The following is an 18,641-nucleotide window of genomic DNA, read 5'->3' as shown; positions in this document are numbered from 1 at the left end:
TTGAGAGAGATAAGCGGTTTTTTATTGCATTAAAAACAATCAATTGAGGCGATAAGCCCACCAAAATAATTTTACTGTAACAATTAGAAGATATACATAGATTTAAAGTTAGCTGGGGTTAAAAATGGATAAAAGTTTAAAGAATATAAATAAGCAGATTAATAGTTTCATTGATGCTGGGAAGCAACCTGAGTTATTAATTGTAGGCTATAAGACTTATACGTCTTTAATGAGTGAAGATAGATTTGCAGAAAAAATTACTAAGGATGAAACAGATCCAATCATTCGATATTACAAGGGTATCAAAATTCAAATGGTCGCAGAAAAACATTATTTTAAAATCAAATAACTTTCAGTCTGCACAAAATTTTGCTGATACTACAGCAAGGCTCTAGCTTATTAGCAGGGCTTTTTTTATTTTAAATGCATATTTTTTGTCAGTGAAAATGTCAAAATAATTAAGATTATTATCAGTAATTTATGGCTGTATAAGTGCAGTAAAATGTCAAAGGTTTTGTCGAATTAGGAAGTAATTCTTCTGTATTGAATCAGCTAATAAAAAGCCCCCAGTGAAGGAGGCTGTTTATATTAATTTGCTGTTTGTTGTATTTGATCTGTAGCTTGTTTTTTAAACTCAGGATTGTCTTTTACCTGATACAACCATATCCCAAGTTGAAAAAGGGTCACTATGGCAGCACCAATAATACCCGCTAAAACATTTTCCCCGATTCCTTGCCAAAAGCCTTTTTTAGCAGCCTTAACAATAGCATCGTCTCTAACAGCCAATTGATACTGGGTTAGCTCATCAACTATTGTTGCACTAACAAAGTTATTAACGCTTGTTTCAGCCATTTGGCGATATTGTTGTATACGCAGATCTGAATCAGTGGTTAAGTTGAATTGTTTTAACTCATCCTCTGTTGGCTCTCGATTTGAATTTTGTGTCTTAAATTGAGCAATCCAGTCTAATTTTTCATTTTTATATATTGTGTAAGCAACCATTCCGACAAAGTCTGTGTCGGAGGTTACTAATTTTGTGAAAGTTTGATGCCTGCTCATATGAATGCTTAATCTCGGCTAAGAGTGCGAGCATAAGCACGGTTAATCTCATTTGCGGAGTAACGGCGTTTTAAAATATCTTGTTGAACACTTGCTGGCAGGCTTGAAGTATCAGCTTTTTTTCCATCAATCATGTTCTGATTAGCTTTACGAATAGATGAAAGGCTTACATTTGAAAAATGTATTTTCATAGTCGTTCTCCATATAAGCAGAGTAAAACAGCACTCTACTTTTCTTTAGAGTCTAAAAAAGCCCATTAATTTGGGCTAGATAAAAAGGGTTATTGCACTGTTACACCCTTACTAGCTCATTTTATTCTTTTAAGAATAATTTGCAATTAGTAGATACAAAAATATGCACAGATACTGACAGATATAGATTGCATTGGATTGCGAACAAGCCCCATCAAAGGGACTTATAAGCACTAAAGAAATTGCAATCCATCGGCTCTAATCTCGGTCACTTCATTTTCATTGCTACTTTGACCTTTCTTCCGTAAATCACTAATAAGCAGCGCTGAAGCAACAAACTTGCTCAATGCTGTATCTTTATCAGCTATCCATTCTCTAGGGATTAAATCGGCTATTTCCAACAATTTATCGATTGTCCGAGGATGAGCCTCTCCAAATTTGTTTTTGTAATAACGATAATTTGAGAGTTCAGTTTTAATTTTTTCAGCAGGAGTCACTTTGATAACCTTTTATGAGCCACATGCAAAAAATCATTGCATGTGGGTGTGGGAACTATTCAATACAGTGGAGTGTCACTACTGGGTATAGATAACTGTTTCTTTGACAGAACGTGCTTCTGTATAAATCTCATCAGTACGTTCATTCAGTAGAATTTTGATTTCATTCTTATATTTAATTTCTTCTAAAATTTTACCTTCATCTAAGGATTCACCCATGCCCAATATGGTCTTAATCTGATCTAGGGTAAGGCCTTCTGCCTTTAATCTTTTTTCTTGCTGGCCATGAATTTCTTTCTTGCGCTGTAAGTCTTTCTCTAAAGAGGAAACTTCCGTTGTTAGTCTTTCAATATCCTGTTTAATTTGCTTCAACTCTCCTTGATTCTTAGCAATATGATGATCATAAGCTTTGACAGCTTCATCATTGCGCCGTTTTTGCTGTTCTTCTAATTGTTTATATTCTTCACATAGAATGCTATATGCGTTGTCTACAGTGGTTTGATGATCGTGGGCGGTAGACAGCAGTAACTTTGCTGTATCAGTGATAATGCCTTGATGCGCTAAGCTGGCTTGTTTTAGGGCAAGATCTGCACTTAGGATTACAGCAGTAGCTTTGGATTGATTGCTAAAAGTCATCTTTAAATACTCATGGATAAATGATGCAGTCATTATTTATTAGTTTGTTTTAGTGATTTACGAGCAGTTCCAGATCCTAAAATTGTTTTGATTCCCGTAATTTCATTTTCAATGTCCTGTAGATCCTGTTCAAAATCTAGATTTGAAAGTTTCCTTAACAGCTTGACCTGTTTTTTCATTAATTGATCCAGCTCTGCACATGCGAGATTTGCAAAGTTAGATCGGGCGTTCTGGCTTGAGGCCTTTTTTCCATCTTCTGTTGTTGGTCCGGTGGATTTAAGCCACGGCTTATTTTGCATAATCCGTTCACGTTGCTTTCTCCTACGTTCAGGTGTCCAGCTGTTTTTATAATTGGGAGAGGTGGTCATTCTGTGTCAATTCCATAGCCAAACGAACTAAATAATAGGTCTAAAATCTGACGTTAAAAATGACTAGTTCCATTGCCTTTAAGTTAATGAATTATATATAAATATTTTTTAGTGGTTAAACGTCAAAAATAATGTCATTTTGATCAAAAAAAAGGGATTTTGTTTTTAGTGTTAAGTCAAAAATGACTACCTACATGGGAACGCTAGTTTTAGTACATCCATTTCCAAATAAACAATTCTATTTGTATTCATCCATTCATTAAAACTGATGCGGTAATCTTCTTTTAAATTCAGTTTTTCACCGTTTTTTTCCATTGAGCTGGTTAAGCACTTTGTACCTCTTTTCCAGCAATAAAGTAATTTACCGCTATCAATTAAATACTTTTCTATCCTATCTAGGTGCACAGAATCTAAAGCAACTACTTCTGATACACAATTACGCCATTCAGTTAAAGTGACCTTTGCATATTTTGTTGGACTGTTGAGAATTATATGTTTTTGGTATTGCATTTCTAACAGGTACAGATAGGCATTAAAAGCACGTGCTTGGCAATCAGCTTCATACAAAATAGAGAAGTATTTTTCCAGTTTTCCTAATCCATACTTGAATTGAGTTTGTATTGGCTCAGGCATTTTTTCATAGCTAATCTTATCTATACTGATGCCTTTATCTGGTGTGTATCTGATGATACCGCCGTGTTCTTTAATCAGATCGGCTAAGCGTTTTGTGTTCTGGAGTGAGTAAAGAAATGACTTTTCACTTGCAACTTTATAACGCTTGAGCTTTTTAAGTTCTTTCTCAATTTGTTCAGGTGTTTTTAGCTTCTTATTTTTATCTGAATCTTTTATATCAACGGCGTTATTTACATCACTCATCGTATCTACTTCCTATCTAATAACTTGGCAACATTGTAACGAAGCTGCTAGTTATCATTTTTAGGGAAGACCAATCTATTATATTGTTTAGAGGGCTTAGGCAGAAAATGTAAGAGTGTGGTAGGTGTAAAACCTCACTTTCTAGACTAAGTGGAGGGTAAGGGGGCTAAATAATAATAGGGATAAGTGTTGAGTAATATACTTTGAGTTGTACTCCCGATATAGCAACCAAACCCGAAGAAATGGCCCAGCAGCAAGTAATTTGTATCCCCACGTGTATCCCTTGTTTTTAATTTAAAATTTTATAATTAAATAACAGTTACTTATGAGTCGAGTTCAATTGTCGCCACCCCACCAAAATTCAATTCAGAGCTGTTCGACTGAATGTAAAAAAGCCCTTAAACTCAATGTTTAAGGGCTTTTTTATTGGCTGTATTGTCCGATACTGTCCTAAGCGATTTGACCCTATTTTTGCTTTGTGTGGGTCAATATTGGGACAATTTGACCCACTAAATAAGTTTAATTAAGTGGGACAAAAATATGTCACTAACTGATGTGATGTGTAAAAAAGCACAGCCTCAAGAAAAACAGTATCGCCTTTCTGATATTAATGGTCTCTCTTTGCGAATCGATCCGAATGGGAAAAAATATTGGTCTATTCGATATACGGAAAATGGGCAAAGGAAGTCAAAAGCATTAGGTGTATATCCCGAGCTGAGCCTAAAACGTGCAAGAGAGATGGCTCTTGATCTAAGGTATAAACTCAAAAATACGGTTGAGGCCGAAGTGATGCAGCCTTTTTTTCAAGAGGTTGCAGAAGATTGGTTCAATAATCAAAAAGAAACATGGTCATCTAAACACATTAGCAATGTTCGAGCTTCTTTAGATGAGCTTTATATTATTCTTGCTAATAAACCTATTAACCAAATTCAAGCACCTGAAATTTTGCAGATCATAAAAAAGATTGAGGCACGAGGCTCACTTGAAGTGGCTAAACGTACTTTGTCTCGTTGTGGGATGGTCATGAAATATGCCATAGCTCATGGATATCGTTACGATAATCCTGCGGGTGATTTGGTTTATGCGCTGAAAAATAAGCGTGTAAAAAATTTGGCATCGTTACCTGCTTCAGAGATGCCTGAATTTTTAAGAAAAGTCAGAGATTACCCAAGTGATGCACAGACCCATCATGCCATTATCTTAATTATGCTGACAGGCGTGTGATGTGTGCTGAAAAAAACGTAGGCTTTAACTTGGTAAACTATAGATACTCATTAGGAGTTTACCATGAGCAAAAAGCAAAAAAATTATACAGCTGAATTTAAGGCTGAAGCGATCAAAACTATTGAGTCCAATAATGGTAATGTCTCAGAAACAGCAAGACAACTTGGCATTTCAATGCAAACCCTTTCAAATTGGTACAATAAAGCCAAAGCAGGAACATTGGTGGGTACAAAACAATATTCGCCTGATCTAGTTGCTCTGCTTGAAGAAAATAAAAAACTAAAACAACAGCTCAAAATTACTGAAATGGAAAGAGAATTCCTAAAAAAAGCAGCGGCGTACTTTGCCAAAGAAAGCCAGTAAGGTACGCATATATGAAACAACACAGAAATACATATCCAGTTGTCATGATGGCTCACTTGCTCGACGTTTCAGTATCACGCTTTTATGACTGGTTGAAGCAAGGTTTAAGCAAAAGAGTTATACAAAGGAATCAACAGACGATATTGGTCAAAATAGCGCATCAGGAAACCAATGAAAGTTATGGCTATATTCGTTTAACTAAACATTTACAATCACAAGGGATAAAAGTCAGTGAGTATGCAGTCCGTTGTATTAAAAAGCTAAATCAATTGTATTGTAAGCGTCATAAGCGCTTTAAAAGAACGACGAATAGTGATCACAATCGTAGTATTTACAATAATTTATTAGAGCAAAACTTTAAAATAAATCACCCAAACCAAGCATGGGTAAGTGACATTACCTATATTTGGACTGCTGAAGGATGGCTGTATCTGGCTGCTTTAAAAGATCTCTGTACCAAACAAGTAGTTGGCTATAGTTTAAGTGATCGGATGACGACACAGCTTGTTTGCAATGCACTCAGTATGGCTATTCGCAATCACAAACCACCTCAAAACTTAATTGTTCACTCTGACAGAGGCAGTCAATATTGCAGTCATGAATATCGCAATATACTTGAAAAATATGAATTTCAGGGTTCGATGAGTAAAAAAGGAGACTGTTATGATAATGCACCGATTGAGAGTTTTTGGGGCATACTCAAAAATGAATTGATTCATCATCGTAGTTATAAAACTAGGGAGGAAGCAAAAGCAGATATTACAAAATACGTAGAGCTATTTTATAATCAAAGTAGAATTCAGAAAGGTCTGGATTTTAAGACACCGAATCAAATGGCAGAGAGTTTTTATAAGTCGGCTGCCTAGAATCTCCCAAGTGGAAGTCTCCTGCAATTTCAGCACACATCAAACCAGCCAAAGCAGAATAATCGGCATATTTTAGTTTCCTTTATTATTTGACGGGCTGACCATATAGGTTGTTGTGAGAGTCGCCTTCTTTTACAAACCAGATGATTAATAGAATGATGCCTATAATCGGAACGAGACTGATTAAATACCACCAACCAGATTTCCCCGTGTCATGCAGTCGTCTGACGGATACTCCCGTTTGAGGCAAGGCCATCCCGATTAAGTACAGGGCATAAAACAGTACCTCTGTGCCAAAGATATAATCTAAGCCCATCGTGGTTATGGCACCAATTAAGTAGAATAAAATGAAATACCAGTATTCTTGTCGTCTTGCTCGGCCATTAAAATTGACATAGTTTTTCATGCACTTTAAAAACCAGTCAAAAGGGCTGTCCTGCGCTGCATTTTTTTCATGCAGTTGCTGAATGATGTTATTTGAACTTGAAGCGTGGGGTAGGGCTGTATAGATGCCGATCGCATTCGCCTCAGCATCAATATCAAAATCGACCGCCATTCCGCGTTGAGGTGGGCGCTGTTCTTTCCATTCACTGCCTATGAATGCATAGCGTTTCTGGTCGTTGCCAGAAATAATCCCCGAATTAGTTTGAATTGAAAAATCTAGAATCTTGCCTTGCATAAGTTCACCCTGTTGTGTGATTTATCTGTTGTTGAGTAGGCGCAGAAGTTAAAAGTTAAAGGTGTAGACTCCTGTGTCTGTTTCTACATTGATTTCTTTAACGGCATGGAAATCACAGGTGATATGGGCACGCACAGCTTGCCCGAATTGCAATGAACCATGTCCAGGCCAGCTCCGATACCAGAAGCGCGGTGCACAGGTGTTGCCCCGATTAACGGTCACATTGAGAATAGTGACTTGGTCAGCAATTGCGCTAACATCTAGCTGTAGGTAATTGCCGTTTCCCATTTTTGCGGCATGTTCATTGAATTGCTCACTCAGATGAAGTTCGACAGGCGGCTCATCAGTGCTTTGTATGAACTCGTCGCTAGCCGTCTCTGGTTCAGCAGGGATATCTTCAGTCGTGACTTCAGAAATATCCTGACTTGCAATATCTTGAACAGGGGCCGTCTGCTCACTGTCTTGAGATGGCTGCTTGGCAGTGGATTGAGGATCTTGATGGCAGGCCGAGAGCAATACGGCCATAAATAAAGTCACTGTTATTTTTTTCATGATTTCCCCCGATAACTTTTTTAGAGCCGTCAAAGATCGAGACGAGTAAAGTCGCTTCGTCTTCTGATGGCTTTGGTTGAGTTATTAAATTGATTTCAGTTGATTAGAATGAGACTGAAAGCAAGGTTAAGCAGGGCGAAGCTGTATTGGGTTTACAAACACGGCTATGGTGGGAATGTAGTAAATACTTTGAATCAGAAATGAATTTAGTCATGGTTATGACTCCTTTGGCTATGAAAGAAGTTTCACCACATTACTGCTAAATAATGGTGGCGAAACGAAAAGGGGTTAGCAGACTGATAGCCAAAGGATCAGCACACCCGAAGGTGTCCCCCTCCCGTTCCGCCGCAGAGGGGGCACGCAGGGATACCCACCAAAAAGATAAACTTTTTAGTGTATGGCTAAACGGTCTGCTAAAACCGACTGACCATGAGGGTCAGCCTGCACAGGATAAGGTTTGATATACATCAGTGTCAAGCGTATCAAAAGATTGAAATTACTGATCCTGCAAAATATAGACAATGAGGAAATTCAATCCATTTACAGTCAGTTGGCGTGAGTCAATTTCTGTTTTGAATAGAAAAAATGATGCGGCGCCTAGCTGTTATGTAAGAGCATGCTTCACAGAAAATCACGGTCATCATCCAGTGAATTTCTATTGGTGTTCTTGCTCCTTAACAACAATCCCATTTCATTGGAGAAGTGACATGAACAGTCTAGTTACCGCACATAATATAGAGCCTACAGCAACAGAATTGGCTGTACAGCCAAATGAGAGAATTATCCGTCTTAAACACGTTATAGAGCTAACAGGTTTATCACGTTCGACGATTTACGACCGATTGAATCCAAAGTCGAAACGTTACGATGCCAGCTTTCCAAAATCAATCAAGTTAGGTGCAATGCTTAAGATCGGTGCGGTTGGATGGGTTGAATCAGAAATTCAAGCGTGGATTAAACAGCGAATCGAGGAAAGAAGTCGCCCACTGTTAAGTTGAGTGCAGACGCATAATTCAACGCTTGATTTCCCCCCTGATTTTAAAACCAAACAACCCTGAGCAAAGCCTTATCATCTCTATCATTGAGCAAAATTCTTAAAAGATTTATGGGTTGAATAAAATACCTAAAACATTCTGGTACTTATATAATTTATATATGAACCTATCCTACACATGATCTAGATCAGAATGCTGATTGAATCAAGGTGTACCTTGAACAGGTTATGCATGATCAAAGATAAAACCATGTCAAGGAATCTAGAGATTCAATTCTCATACTTCTTTCCTTATCGCCTGAGCGATGAATACAAGATATCTGTACTTGTTCAATCCATGACTGAATCCCTTTGAATATTTAATCAACAGATGCCTAGGTGCATCTGAAGGCACAGTCATGTCTGCGATTTGGCGGTAGTGGATAGATAGAACAATAGAGGTGACAGGGCGCTCAATCTTTAACGAGAGTTCCTATGATTAATTTAAATAAACAAGATTTACTCAAACAGCTGTCACAACAGGACTATGAACAATGGTCTCATGACCTGATGATCATCAAACGAGTGGTTACAGAGATTGCAAGCTTTAAAAAATTTAGAGATATATTTGATAGCCGTGAGTACTATTATTTCCCATGCTATCAACAAGGCAGATCAAGATTCCGTTATAGTGAGGTAGGGAGGCTTTACGATAACCTGCGTGATTTGGCCAATGATTTTTTCTATGCGATCTCAGTGGTGAGAAAGATAGATCGTTATTATCCGCTTGAATACTATCCTTTGCATTTACGAATATTTATGGATTGCGTAGAAGCGGAACGATTAACACGTACAGCTTATGATCCTGCCGATATCTCTCCTTATTTTGCTAATCGGTTGAATGATTGCGCCTTTGATATATATGAGCAAATAAGACTGCCTGAAAATAAGATTGCGTTAAAACGAGCCAAAGAACGGGCTTCACGTCAGAAATGCAGCGCGGAAGAATACATCGATCAGCTGATCTTGCATTATTCCCGTTTGATTGCAGTGCGTGTTGATTTTGGCTACAGCGAAAATGCAGATACGAGCTATGAGCTGATCTGCGAGCATCTGGATGTACTGCTGCGTTATTTACGCGAGAAACATGATGGGGATGCGCAAGTCGGTTATATCTGGAAACTCGAATATGGGCTAAAGAAAGGCTATCACTTACACATGATGATCTTTCTAGATGGTTCGCGGGTACAGGAAAGTATTAGCCATGGCAAGATCATTGCGAATCATTGGGTAGATGTGATTACTGAGGGAGAAGGCGTTGCATTTAATTGTAATGCGGTCATGCAGAACTATCAGCGCAATGGGATTGGGCGAGTGGATTACCATAATGCAGCTAAGATCAGAGATCTCAAATTCGCCTGCCAATATTTGACCAAATATGATGAATACATCAAGTTGGTACATTATGGCTATCAAGTCAATCAATGCTGTGATGATCCAAACCAAAAGCGGGCCTTCCCAAAGTTTAATCGGTTTTTTGGCAGAGGCAAACTGCCAACCTATATTCCTCACTTAGGACGGCCAAGACGTAAGGGGATATAACGCATTGTATTGATCTTCTCATTCCATCATTAAATCTGCAATGTGCCTATGATGGGCACATTGCAGATTATTTCAGATACATATTATTGCCATGAATACATTTACTCATTTGGAGAACACTCATGGCACATCAACTTGAACAAATGGCTTATGTCGGTGAAACCCCTTGGCATGGCTTAGGTAACCCACTCACCCAAAATCAACCGATTGAAGTCTGGGAACAACAGGCCGGTATGGACTGGCGTATTGAATCGTCCGATGTCAGTTATATGGCTAAAAATGATCGTGGGCAAAACATCATTATGCCATTTGAGGAACAACGGGTGTTATATCGCTCTGATAGCCATGCACCTTTATCCGTGGTCAGTCAGCGTTATCAAGAAGTTCAACCACTTGAGATTTTAGAGTTTTACCGTGATCTGACTGAACAATCAGGCTTTGAACTGGAAACCGCAGGCGTGCTGAAAGGTGGTAAGAAGTTCTGGGCTTTAGCCAAAACTGGGCAGACCTCTGCTTTAAAAGGTAAGGATGTCAGTAATGGCTATATTCTCTTAGCGACTGCCTGTGATGGAACCCTTGCGACCACGGCACAATTTACTTCCATTCGCGTGGTATGTAATAACACTTTAGCCATTGCCTTACGTGGACAGGCATCAAGTGCAGGTGTGGTAAAAGTTCCACACAGTACCAAGTTTGATGCAGAAAAAGTAAAACAACAATTGGGTGTTTCAGTCCGTGCATGGGATGAACACATGTATGAAATGAAACAGCTCAGTCAACGTAAAGTTAGCCAACAAGAAGCAGCAGCTTATTTTGATGCGGTGTTTAACAACACCAGCTTAAGCACTACAGAACAGGATGAAGGGATTATTCAGTTTTACCGTAATGTCGCACAAGCACAGAGTAATAGCGCAGCCAATAAAACTGAACCGAATGGCCGTGCGATGTCGAAAGTCATGACCATGTTTAATGGGCATGGCCGCGGAGCGGAACTCAGTTCAGTCAAAGATACCGCCTATGGCTTACTCTGTTCGATTACGGAATTTGCTGATCATGAACGTCGTGCCATGAGTCAGGATCACCGGCTTGATTCAGCATGGTTTGGTGCAGGGGCAGGACTGAAGCAACGTGGCTTAGAGCAGGTGTTAAGAATGCTTACTTAAGCTTGAGCGCTCTCTACCGTACAAGCCACCGATCAAGTTAGCGTACAAGCTGATATATCCATCATTCATACTCACAAAATTATCTTCGTTATTCCATCAAAAGCTGTGTCTTCGGACACAGCTTTTTTATGCCCAAATTTTAATAAAATACAGGAATATACAAAATGAATACTGCCATTTCAAATTCAGTCATAGCAAAGATTCAAACACATATTCAACCCTTTACAGCCCCAAAACTGTTTAGCGCGAAACGCTTTGTCGATACCCGAAAACTCAGTCAAGCCGAATGGCTGGAAATCCGTAGACAAGGTATTGGTAGCAGTGATTGTGCCGCTGCGTGTGGACTCAATCCGTATATGTCGATGTTGGAACTGTGGATGATTAAAACAGGCCGGGTTAAACAAAGCATCGAAGATGAAAGTGAAGGCCATGCACCATTGTATTGGGGCAAGCAGCTGGAACCATTGGTAGCACAGTACTACAGCATGCACACCAAGCATAAAGTCAGACGGGTCAATGCCGTACTGCAACATAGAGATGCGGATAAACACTTTATGCTCGCCAACTTAGATTATTCCGTGGTGGGAAATGCTGAAGTACAAATTCTGGAATGTAAAACAGCAGGGGAATATGGCACTAAGCTGTGGCGCGATGGCGTGCCTTTATACGTGCTCTGCCAAGTTCAACATCAATTGGCAGTGACAGGCAAGCAAGCTGTGCATATCTGTGTCTTACTCTGTGGACATGAAACGCGGATCTTCAAAGTCACACGTTCAGAATCGGTGATTCAACATATCGTCAATGCCGAGCGTTACTTCTGGGAATGTGTAGAAAAGGATATTCCACCCGATGCAGATGCAAGTCGTTCAGCAGCGAAAGCCTTACAACAACTGTATCCAGAACATGTACCCCTCAGTACCACGGATTTATCGGAAGATGAAACTGCCAATCAACAGTTTGCACAACTGATTCAAGCGCGTAACCAGATTGAAAAGCAGCAACAGCAATTCGATCAACTCAAGCATCAGCTGCAAGCCAAGATGCAACAGGCCGAACGTGCGGTATTTCAAGCAGGGTCAGTGACGTGGAAAAAGTCTAAGGACTCAATCAGCCTAGACAGTAAAGCTTTACTCAAATTACATCCTGAAATGTTGACGCAATTCCCACAAAGCAAACCGGGCACACGGCGTTTTAACATCTATACAGATGATGACTAAAGTGAACTTAGCTCAAGTCATTTAACTGCAAAGCGATTTAACGTCATAACGATCCTATGCCAAACAGCATGGGATTTTTTATGTATTCGATTTTTTAATTTCAAACCAAACATCAATCAACATGAGAGGAAACCCCATGATTAAAGGTCTCGCAATTACCCCACCCATATTGGGCAGAATCAGTATCGGCAAGATGGTGGAGAAGAACGGCAAGCGTCTGCCTGAAAAAGATGATCAATTTACCATTACCAGTCAAATCCAAAGTAAGGATGGCTGGATCAAACATCCTTTAGATGAACAGCTTCGTGCCAAAGCACCGAATCAAAAACTCAGAACCATCCCCGTGCGGATGATCTTTAATGATCCTGAACTGAATTTACGAGCTGAGTACAGTTTGTTTGATCGACAGACAGGTCGACCAGTCTGTGTAGGCAATGGTGAAACTTGCCAGCGCTTAACCCAACAAGGGGTAGAGCAACATCCATGCCCATCGCCTGATTTATGTCCACTGGCTCAGGGCGGAAACTGTAAACATTATGGGCGATTGCATGTCAATTTAGATGAATCAGATGAATTGGGGACGTTTATTTTTAGAACCACAGGTTTTAACAGTATCCGAACTTTAGCTGCACGCTTGGCTTATTACCATGCGGCTTCGAATGGGCTGCTTTCATGTTTGCCATTACAACTAACGCTTCGAGGAAAGAGCACCACTCAAAGCTATCGAACCCCAGTCTATTACGTGGATCTCACTTTACGAGAAGGTATTAGCTTGAATGATGCGATTGTTCAAGCTAAGCAGATAGATGAAGAGAGTAAGGTCGCAGGGTTTTATCAAGAAGCTTTAGATCATGTTGCAAGACAGGGATATGGTAATGCGAAGTTTGAGATGAATTCTGAGGAGGGTGTAGATGTCGTTGATGAGTTTTATGATAAAGAGGGAAATCAACAAGATCACGTTCATGATTTACCGAATGTTCAGAATATTCAACATGAATTGAAGCGGAGTGTCAGGGCTGTGAAATCCTAAATGTAAAATTTTATGTCGAAGCCCTATCATCTGAGCGAATACCGCTCGCATCAATGATCAGGAGTAAACATCATGAATGCGTTTGTTGGTGAAACTTTTCAAATGAATCAGCTGATTAGTATCAAAGAAGTTATTAAGTTTGTTGGTGTTGGTAGATCAACCATTTATGAAATGATGGACGAGTTTTCACCGTACTATGATCCAACTTTTCCAAAGAGAGTTAAAATTACTCAAAACAGGATTGGTTGGTCAGCTTGGGAAATCAATCAATGGATTGAGGCTAAGTTGGCTACTCGCTAACAAGATGGGAGTTTCGGCTCCCTTATTTTTTATTGGGGAATGACTATACATTCGTTAAAGATTTGGACTAATCCATCTAAGTGCCCGTAAAATCCTTCAATATTTGCTTGAATCCAGCGCTCTTGAGATTCGATTTGAGACCAATCAACACCATAACCACAAGAGGCGAGAAGGTGTTCAAAGAAAATACGTTGTGTACGTCCATTACCTTCACGGAATGGATGTATGACATTTAGTTCGCAATAGAGGTCAGCAAGCTGAATAATGAGCTGTTGCTGTTCAAGATATTGAAAATAATTTTGAGATTGAAGTTGTTTAAAAAGCTTATTGGCTTCAACTTCAATACGGCTAAAGGTACAAAAGCGTGTTTCACCTTTGGAGATGTCAACCTGTCGAAGCTTACCAGCCCATTCATAAAGGTCTGAAAATAATGAGAAGTGTATATTTTTGAGGTATTGGAGATCGTATGGTGGCTCAGCATATTCAATGAGTAAGCTGGCATATTCAGTTAGCTCTAATTCGGCTTGCTCCAAAATTTTTTCATCTTGGATATGCAGTTTGTTTTTGAGAGTATTTGAGTTTGGATAACAGTACAGGCTGTCTCCCATTTCACCATATTTATCCATCAAATCACCGAATTATGATTCTGAAAGCTTTTTATATTTTTGTATAATTTGGTCTTTGCTTAAATTTGAAGGGGGTGTTGCAGGAGAAAGTCCTTCAAGTTTTAGGCTAGCCCGATAATTCTGTAGCCGTGTTGCTTGAATATATATTTTTTTCTGTTCAATTGTCTTAAGCACGTTTAGGCTCCTTAAGTCAGAAAATTTTAATCAGTATATCAGATTTGATTTATACCAAATGATAGCAATGGAAATTTAATGAATGAAAACGTTGTTGCGTTTAAAGTGTGACTGCGACAAGTCATGTCTTTAACCACATATTTTTAGATGAAAAATCTTTAATTTTCGGTAAACTAGTCACGCTTTATCTTTAATTTTCGGATTTCAAAATAATGACGCAAGTGCAGCTGCATGCCTAAGATGATTAATGGGCAGAATGTTCAAGATGCTTTTGCTGAATTTTGGGATGCAGAAAAAGAACAGGCATATCAATAGCTCTGTGAAGAGGAAAACCTTAAATCTGAGCAAATGAAAGTTGTTTTGGATAATTACGAGTTTACGAAGCGATTACCTCGAAAAGAAGAGTTGAAAGAGTTGCCTAATTACAAAGTGAGGTTATTTGAACGGGATAATGTATTTACCAATTTGTTGGTGAAGACACGACAGTTGATTGAGAAGTTTTATGTGGGGTTGTAGCTCGTTTATTAAGCCTAACCCTCTTCTAAATGAACATATTAAAAATTAAGAGCCAAATGGCTCCTAATTTTTATTAATAAAATGCATTTGTTGTAATCGTGCTAATACCGTTTCAGAAAATGGCTGCCAATAATTCCAAGACTTGTATTTTGTATTGTAGCGACCGCCACCTTCATTACGCCATTGTTTAAATACTGCAATCAGTTCGGGGTTGTAGGTGCAATTGACTGACAGCATTCCGCCAGAAAACTTACGTGCATGTACCCATATTCCATTAATTGTAAATTGGTAGTCTTCCCATACAGTTGCTGTGGAATTTTCAGTGAGTTTGAGTAATGGAGTAGATTTTAGCTCCACAAGCGAATGTTGATCTGATATTGAGTCAATAATTTGGGCTTTTGGTACTTCAGGATATAACCATGTTTTATGCTCCAAACCTTCAAGAATGAGTTTTTTCGCCTCATTGCTTGGAATAAGCATATCTGATTTAAGTAATCCTGATAAATCGATTTCAATTGTTTTAACATTCATTGTTTTAATAATTTTTAATTTTTCTGCATCAAGAAAATGTGTAACAGCAATTTCTATAAAAATGGGTTCACCATCAATGTAGCAAGCCAAATCAGGACGAATTAAGCCAAGGTGAAACTCAGGAATAATCTGCTCAAAAGCCCACCAAGTTGCATCGACATCTGACATCGGTACTTTGGGCAATGTTATACCCATAGCGTCAATAACCACTTGCTTGGCATATTTATGCAGCACGCTTTCAGGGTGAATTGTACAACTATCTTGATTGTTGGCATGGGCAAAGTGATGTTCTTTGATGTTACCTTTGCGGGCTAAAACAGTTTCACCACATTCAAAACAGATACAGTTACAAGCAAGTCCGCGAACTGCATCCGTAATATGAATCAAATTTTTATTTTCGTTTAAAGCAATAAACATAGTCACTTTATTATTCCTTAAGAAAGTTAATTTACTCCCTCATGATGCTTGTGGTTTAATCGCTCTAACACCGTATTTAGGGGTGGGATACGGCTATGTGGGGGTATAAGTGACTGATAATAAATTACAAGTTTTTAAAAAACTAGAACATGAACTGGCTGATTTTCTACGCACAGGTAAGGCATATGAGTGTTTGAAGGTCATGTGTGCTGACTCAATCGAAGCACTTCAGAATGGTAATTGGGAAAAAGTGACCTTTACCCGTTGGAAGCTTAAAGCTCGCTATGAGGGGAGTGCTCAAGCTGCCGATGAAATTGATCCAAAGGAATTACAAAAGTGGATTGATGATAAAAAGCTGAGTATTGTGCTGAATAATATTATTCAGGCGGAGCATAAACCATTTCAGGATTTAGATTATTGTCCTGTGATTCGGAGCAATGAAACCAGAGGGGGAAAAGGTAATGAAAAACTTTATTGGCTTGATATCGAAGAAAAACAGGAAGATGCTTCAGGCTTCTCAGTAGACCAAAATTTAGATGGACTTAATGAGATCAACTATACGGATCAAGTGGAATATCATCGTAAAGATCCCTCGACAATTAAAATTTCTTTATTTTACAAACTATTTTTTAAGCATGGGGAAATGAAGAATAAAAGTTGGAAAGGATTGGTACTCATTACGTTGATCTTTGCATCGGTGATTTTTTGGTTATTATATTTGATTGCAGTAGGTCTAATACTTGTTCGAGAAGGACAAAGCTTTACATCATTTAATTTGTTGCTTTTATTCGGTGTTGTCGGTTTTACATGGCTATTATGGAGATATCAGTTTATTCCTATTTGGAATTTACCAGAACATCGAGTAATTAAAGCTCCGACCGTATTTTTAGCTTTATCTGAATTAGATGCTGAAATAGAGATGTATCGAGATAAAGATCGAAACCAGATTACACGCTTTACCAAATTTACCGCGACTTGCCCAATTTGTACGGCCGATATTGTTTTAAGGGAAGGCAAACCATATCAAGATGCACCTTTAGTTGGACGTTGTGTTGAAAGCCCATTTGCTCATGTATATAGCTTTGATCGAGTAACGATGAAGGGCAGACAAATTTCTATATAAACTGTTGGAATACGTTAATTGGGTCTAGCTTGGGTCATATTGTTTTGATTAAATTGGTAAAATTGATATAATTCAAGTAATTATGGTGTTGGTTCAACTGACACCATCTCCAAGAAATTATACTCTCCAAAGATATTTATATCGGATAATTCTAAGAAAGTATTTATATCTACTTTCTTAGAATTAGTGTTTTTTTAAGCAACTTGCAGATCTGCTGTAATTAAGTCCACGCCAGTAGCTTTTTTAATTTGTTCTAGACTGACATCTGTGGCGAGTTCGAGCAGTTTAATACCATCAGCTGTAACATCTAAAACCCCTAAATCTGTAATGATTCGGCTGACAACGCCTTTACCTGTTAAAGGCAATGAACAGTGTTTTAAAATTTTCGGACTGCCATCTTTGGCAGTATGCTCCATTAATACAACAATATTCTGTACGCCTGCAACCAAGTCCATTGCACCACCCATACCTTTGACTTTCTTCCTCGGAATCATCCAGTTGGCTAAGTCGCCACTTTCGGAAACTTCCATTGCCCCTAAAATTGCGATGTTGACATGACCGCCACGAATCATGGCAAAAGATTCTGAACTGGAAAAAAATGCTGCACCTTTGCGTGCGGTTATGGTTTGTTTACCTGCATTAATTAAGTCTGCATCTACAGTTTGTTTAGTGGGAAATTCACCAATCCCCAATAAACCATTTTCAGATTGTAGCCAGATGTTCATATTGTCTGGAATATAATTGGCAACTTGTGTCGGCAGGCCAATGCCTAAATTAACATAAAAACCATCTTTCAGTTCAAGTGCTGCGCGCTGCGCCATTTCTGTACGTGTCCATGCCATGGTTTATGCCTCCACTGTTTTAAGTGTTTTCTGTTCAATATGCTTTACAGGTGCTTCATTTAAGACAATACGGTTGACATAAATGCCTGATAAATGAATGTCGTCTGGGTCAAGCTCACCAATTTCAACAATATATTCGACTTCCGCCACCGTTATTTTTCCAGCCATTGCACATTCGGGATTAAAGTTTCGAGCCGTTTTTCTAAAGACTAAATTACCGGCTTTGTCAGCTTTATAAGCTTTAATTAATGCAATGTCTGCCGTTAAAGTCGGCTCTAAAATAAATTCTTTACCGTTAAAATGACGTACTTCTTTACCTTCTGCAATCAGCGTTCCTACGCCAGTTTGGGTATAAAATGCAGGAATACCTGCACCACCAGAACGTAATTTTTCTGCTAAAGTGCCTTGCGGTGTAAGTTCGACCTCTAATTCGCCACTCAGAAATTGGCGTTCAAATTCTTTATTTTCTCCCACGTAAGAGGCAATCATTTTTTTAATTTGCTTGGTTTGTAATAATTTACCTAAGCCAATTCCATCTGTTCCCGCATTATTTGAAATACAGGTTAAGCCTGTTACGCCTGTGTCTTTTAAGGCATCAATTAATTTTTCGGGTATACCACATAGGCCAAATCCCCCGACAGCGATACTTTGGTTGTTGCTGGCAATATCTGCTAAAGCCTCATGTGCACTGGCTACGACTTTATTCATCCGATGAACCTTTATTTTCCTAGATATTTTTATTATTAGCATTTGGCAACATTTTTTAGAAATTGATTATTTTTAATGAACAATGAAAAAAAATCATTAATTGTGGAA

At 38.7% G+C, this 18,641-nt stretch carries 22 protein-coding genes and 2 pseudogenes; 11 read left to right on the top strand and 13 right to left on the bottom strand.

The window, feature by feature from the left end; translation table 11 throughout:
• The first annotated feature begins 124 nt into the window (after positions 1 to 124).
• Positions 125 to 349 (top strand): hypothetical protein, encoded by a 225-nt coding sequence (locus tag B9T24_RS03205; RefSeq protein ID WP_086164452.1) that lies wholly within the window; start codon positions 125 to 127, stop codon positions 347 to 349.
• Positions 350 to 588: 239 nt separating this feature from the next.
• Here the strand turns inward: B9T24_RS03205 and B9T24_RS03200 are convergent, their stop codons facing one another.
• The 6 genes from B9T24_RS03200 to B9T24_RS03175 form a co-directional block, all read right to left on the bottom strand.
• A complete protein-coding gene (locus tag B9T24_RS03200; RefSeq protein WP_086164451.1) occupies positions 589 to 1,059 on the bottom strand; it encodes a hypothetical protein in 471 nt (156 codons plus the stop codon).
• Between the two features lie 8 nt (positions 1,060 to 1,067).
• Complete coding sequence (locus B9T24_RS03195; protein ID WP_086164450.1) at positions 1,068 to 1,250, bottom strand: hypothetical protein; 183 nt, start codon at positions 1,248 to 1,250, stop codon at positions 1,068 to 1,070.
• A gap of 233 nt (positions 1,251 to 1,483) precedes the next feature.
• Positions 1,484 to 1,747 carry a hypothetical protein gene (locus B9T24_RS03190; protein ID WP_086164449.1) on the bottom strand — a complete coding sequence of 88 codons (264 nt, stop codon included), beginning with the start codon at positions 1,745 to 1,747 and terminating at the stop codon, positions 1,484 to 1,486.
• Between the two features lie 78 nt (positions 1,748 to 1,825).
• Positions 1,826 to 2,383: a hypothetical protein gene (locus B9T24_RS03185; RefSeq protein WP_086164448.1), complete on the bottom strand. Its 558-nt coding sequence runs from the start codon at positions 2,381 to 2,383 to the stop codon at positions 1,826 to 1,828.
• Between the two features lie 32 nt (positions 2,384 to 2,415).
• Positions 2,416 to 2,751, bottom strand: coding sequence for a hypothetical protein (locus B9T24_RS03180; protein ID WP_086164447.1), 336 nt, complete (start codon positions 2,749 to 2,751; stop codon positions 2,416 to 2,418).
• A 186-nt stretch (positions 2,752 to 2,937) separates the two neighbouring features.
• Positions 2,938 to 3,627 (bottom strand): hypothetical protein, encoded by a 690-nt coding sequence (locus B9T24_RS03175; protein ID WP_086164446.1) that lies wholly within the window; start codon positions 3,625 to 3,627, stop codon positions 2,938 to 2,940.
• Positions 3,628 to 4,167: 540 nt separating this feature from the next.
• On the opposite strand from B9T24_RS03175, the pseudogene B9T24_RS03170 reads away from it, so the two are divergent.
• Positions 4,168 to 4,848, top strand: a pseudogene (locus B9T24_RS03170) (tyrosine-type recombinase/integrase); the annotation flags it as partial.
• 66 nt (positions 4,849 to 4,914) lie between these two features.
• A protein-coding gene (locus tag B9T24_RS03165) for an IS3 family transposase (RefSeq protein WP_143223728.1) occupies positions 4,915 to 6,080 on the top strand; the annotation gives its coding sequence in 2 pieces (ribosomal slippage) (positions 4,915 to 5,182 and positions 5,182 to 6,080; 1,167 coding nt in all).
• A gap of 85 nt (positions 6,081 to 6,165) precedes the next feature.
• Here the strand turns inward: B9T24_RS03165 and B9T24_RS03160 are convergent.
• Positions 6,166 to 6,759 carry a DUF805 domain-containing protein gene (locus tag B9T24_RS03160; RefSeq protein WP_086164445.1) on the bottom strand — a complete coding sequence of 198 codons (594 nt, stop codon included), beginning with the start codon at positions 6,757 to 6,759 and terminating at the stop codon, positions 6,166 to 6,168.
• A gap of 48 nt (positions 6,760 to 6,807) precedes the next feature.
• Positions 6,808 to 7,311 carry a hypothetical protein gene (locus B9T24_RS03155; RefSeq protein ID WP_086164444.1) on the bottom strand — a complete coding sequence of 168 codons (504 nt, stop codon included), beginning with the start codon at positions 7,309 to 7,311 and terminating at the stop codon, positions 6,808 to 6,810.
• Between the two features lie 707 nt (positions 7,312 to 8,018).
• Here B9T24_RS03155 and B9T24_RS03150 point away from each other — a divergent pair.
• The 6 genes from B9T24_RS03150 to B9T24_RS03125 all read left to right on the top strand — a co-directional run bounded on the left by B9T24_RS03150 (position 8,019) and on the right by B9T24_RS03125 (position 13,596).
• The gene (locus B9T24_RS03150) at positions 8,019 to 8,309 is read left to right on the top strand and encodes a helix-turn-helix transcriptional regulator (RefSeq protein ID WP_086164443.1); all 291 of its coding nucleotides are present in this window, start codon (positions 8,019 to 8,021) and stop codon (positions 8,307 to 8,309) included.
• Between the two features lie 470 nt (positions 8,310 to 8,779).
• On the top strand, positions 8,780 to 9,886 hold the full coding sequence (locus B9T24_RS03145; protein ID WP_228145681.1) for a YagK/YfjJ domain-containing protein: 1,107 nt from the start codon (positions 8,780 to 8,782) through the stop codon (positions 9,884 to 9,886).
• A 122-nt stretch (positions 9,887 to 10,008) separates the two neighbouring features.
• Positions 10,009 to 11,049: a DUF932 domain-containing protein gene (locus B9T24_RS03140; RefSeq protein WP_086164442.1), complete on the top strand. Its 1,041-nt coding sequence runs from the start codon at positions 10,009 to 10,011 to the stop codon at positions 11,047 to 11,049.
• Between the two features lie 164 nt (positions 11,050 to 11,213).
• Entirely contained in the window at positions 11,214 to 12,266 is a 1,053-nt protein-coding gene (locus B9T24_RS03135) for a YqaJ viral recombinase family protein (RefSeq protein ID WP_086164441.1), read from the top strand.
• A gap of 136 nt (positions 12,267 to 12,402) precedes the next feature.
• Positions 12,403 to 13,296 (top strand): hydrolase or metal-binding protein, encoded by an 894-nt coding sequence (locus B9T24_RS03130; RefSeq protein WP_086164440.1) that lies wholly within the window; start codon positions 12,403 to 12,405, stop codon positions 13,294 to 13,296.
• 72 nt (positions 13,297 to 13,368) lie between these two features.
• Positions 13,369 to 13,596, top strand: a complete 228-nt coding sequence (locus B9T24_RS03125) for a helix-turn-helix transcriptional regulator (RefSeq protein ID WP_086164439.1) — start codon at positions 13,369 to 13,371, stop codon at positions 13,594 to 13,596.
• 29 nt (positions 13,597 to 13,625) lie between these two features.
• Here B9T24_RS03125 and B9T24_RS03120 read toward each other — a convergent pair whose 3' ends face one another.
• Together B9T24_RS03120 and B9T24_RS03115 are read right to left on the bottom strand one after the other, a co-directional pair.
• Entirely contained in the window at positions 13,626 to 14,222 is a 597-nt protein-coding gene (locus B9T24_RS03120; RefSeq protein WP_086164438.1) for a putative adenosine monophosphate-protein transferase Fic, read from the bottom strand.
• 12 nt (positions 14,223 to 14,234) lie between these two features.
• Entirely contained in the window at positions 14,235 to 14,396 is a 162-nt protein-coding gene (locus B9T24_RS03115; protein ID WP_086164437.1) for a YhfG family protein, read from the bottom strand.
• Between the two features lie 231 nt (positions 14,397 to 14,627).
• On the opposite strand from B9T24_RS03115, the pseudogene B9T24_RS03110 reads away from it, so the two are divergent.
• A pseudogene (locus B9T24_RS03110) lies at positions 14,628 to 14,912 on the top strand (type I restriction endonuclease subunit R, EcoR124 family); the annotation flags it as partial.
• A gap of 63 nt (positions 14,913 to 14,975) precedes the next feature.
• On the opposite strand, the gene B9T24_RS03105 reads toward B9T24_RS03110, so the two are convergent.
• Positions 14,976 to 15,860, bottom strand: a complete 885-nt coding sequence (locus B9T24_RS03105) for a competence protein CoiA family protein (protein WP_228145686.1) — start codon at positions 15,858 to 15,860, stop codon at positions 14,976 to 14,978.
• A 109-nt stretch (positions 15,861 to 15,969) separates the two neighbouring features.
• On the opposite strand from B9T24_RS03105, the gene B9T24_RS03100 reads away from it, so the two are divergent.
• On the top strand, positions 15,970 to 16,983 hold the full coding sequence (locus B9T24_RS03100) for a hypothetical protein (protein ID WP_086164435.1): 1,014 nt from the start codon (positions 15,970 to 15,972) through the stop codon (positions 16,981 to 16,983).
• A 194-nt stretch (positions 16,984 to 17,177) separates the two neighbouring features.
• Here B9T24_RS03100 and B9T24_RS03095 read toward each other — a convergent pair whose 3' ends face one another.
• Together B9T24_RS03095 and B9T24_RS03090 are read right to left on the bottom strand one after the other, a co-directional pair.
• Positions 17,178 to 17,825: a 3-oxoacid CoA-transferase subunit B gene (locus B9T24_RS03095; RefSeq protein WP_086164434.1), complete on the bottom strand. Its 648-nt coding sequence runs from the start codon at positions 17,823 to 17,825 to the stop codon at positions 17,178 to 17,180.
• Between the two features lie 3 nt (positions 17,826 to 17,828).
• The gene (locus B9T24_RS03090) at positions 17,829 to 18,533 is read right to left on the bottom strand and encodes a CoA transferase subunit A (RefSeq protein WP_086164433.1); all 705 of its coding nucleotides are present in this window, start codon (positions 18,531 to 18,533) and stop codon (positions 17,829 to 17,831) included.
• Between the last annotated feature and the right edge of the window lie 108 nt (positions 18,534 to 18,641).

Origin of the sequence: Acinetobacter sp. ANC 4654 (assembly GCF_002135425.1) — a bacterium.
Classification (GTDB): domain Bacteria; phylum Pseudomonadota; class Gammaproteobacteria; order Pseudomonadales; family Moraxellaceae; genus Acinetobacter; species Acinetobacter kyonggiensis.
The sequence above is the reverse complement of the archived record's forward strand: the minus strand, read 5'-3'. Positions and strand labels throughout refer to the sequence as shown.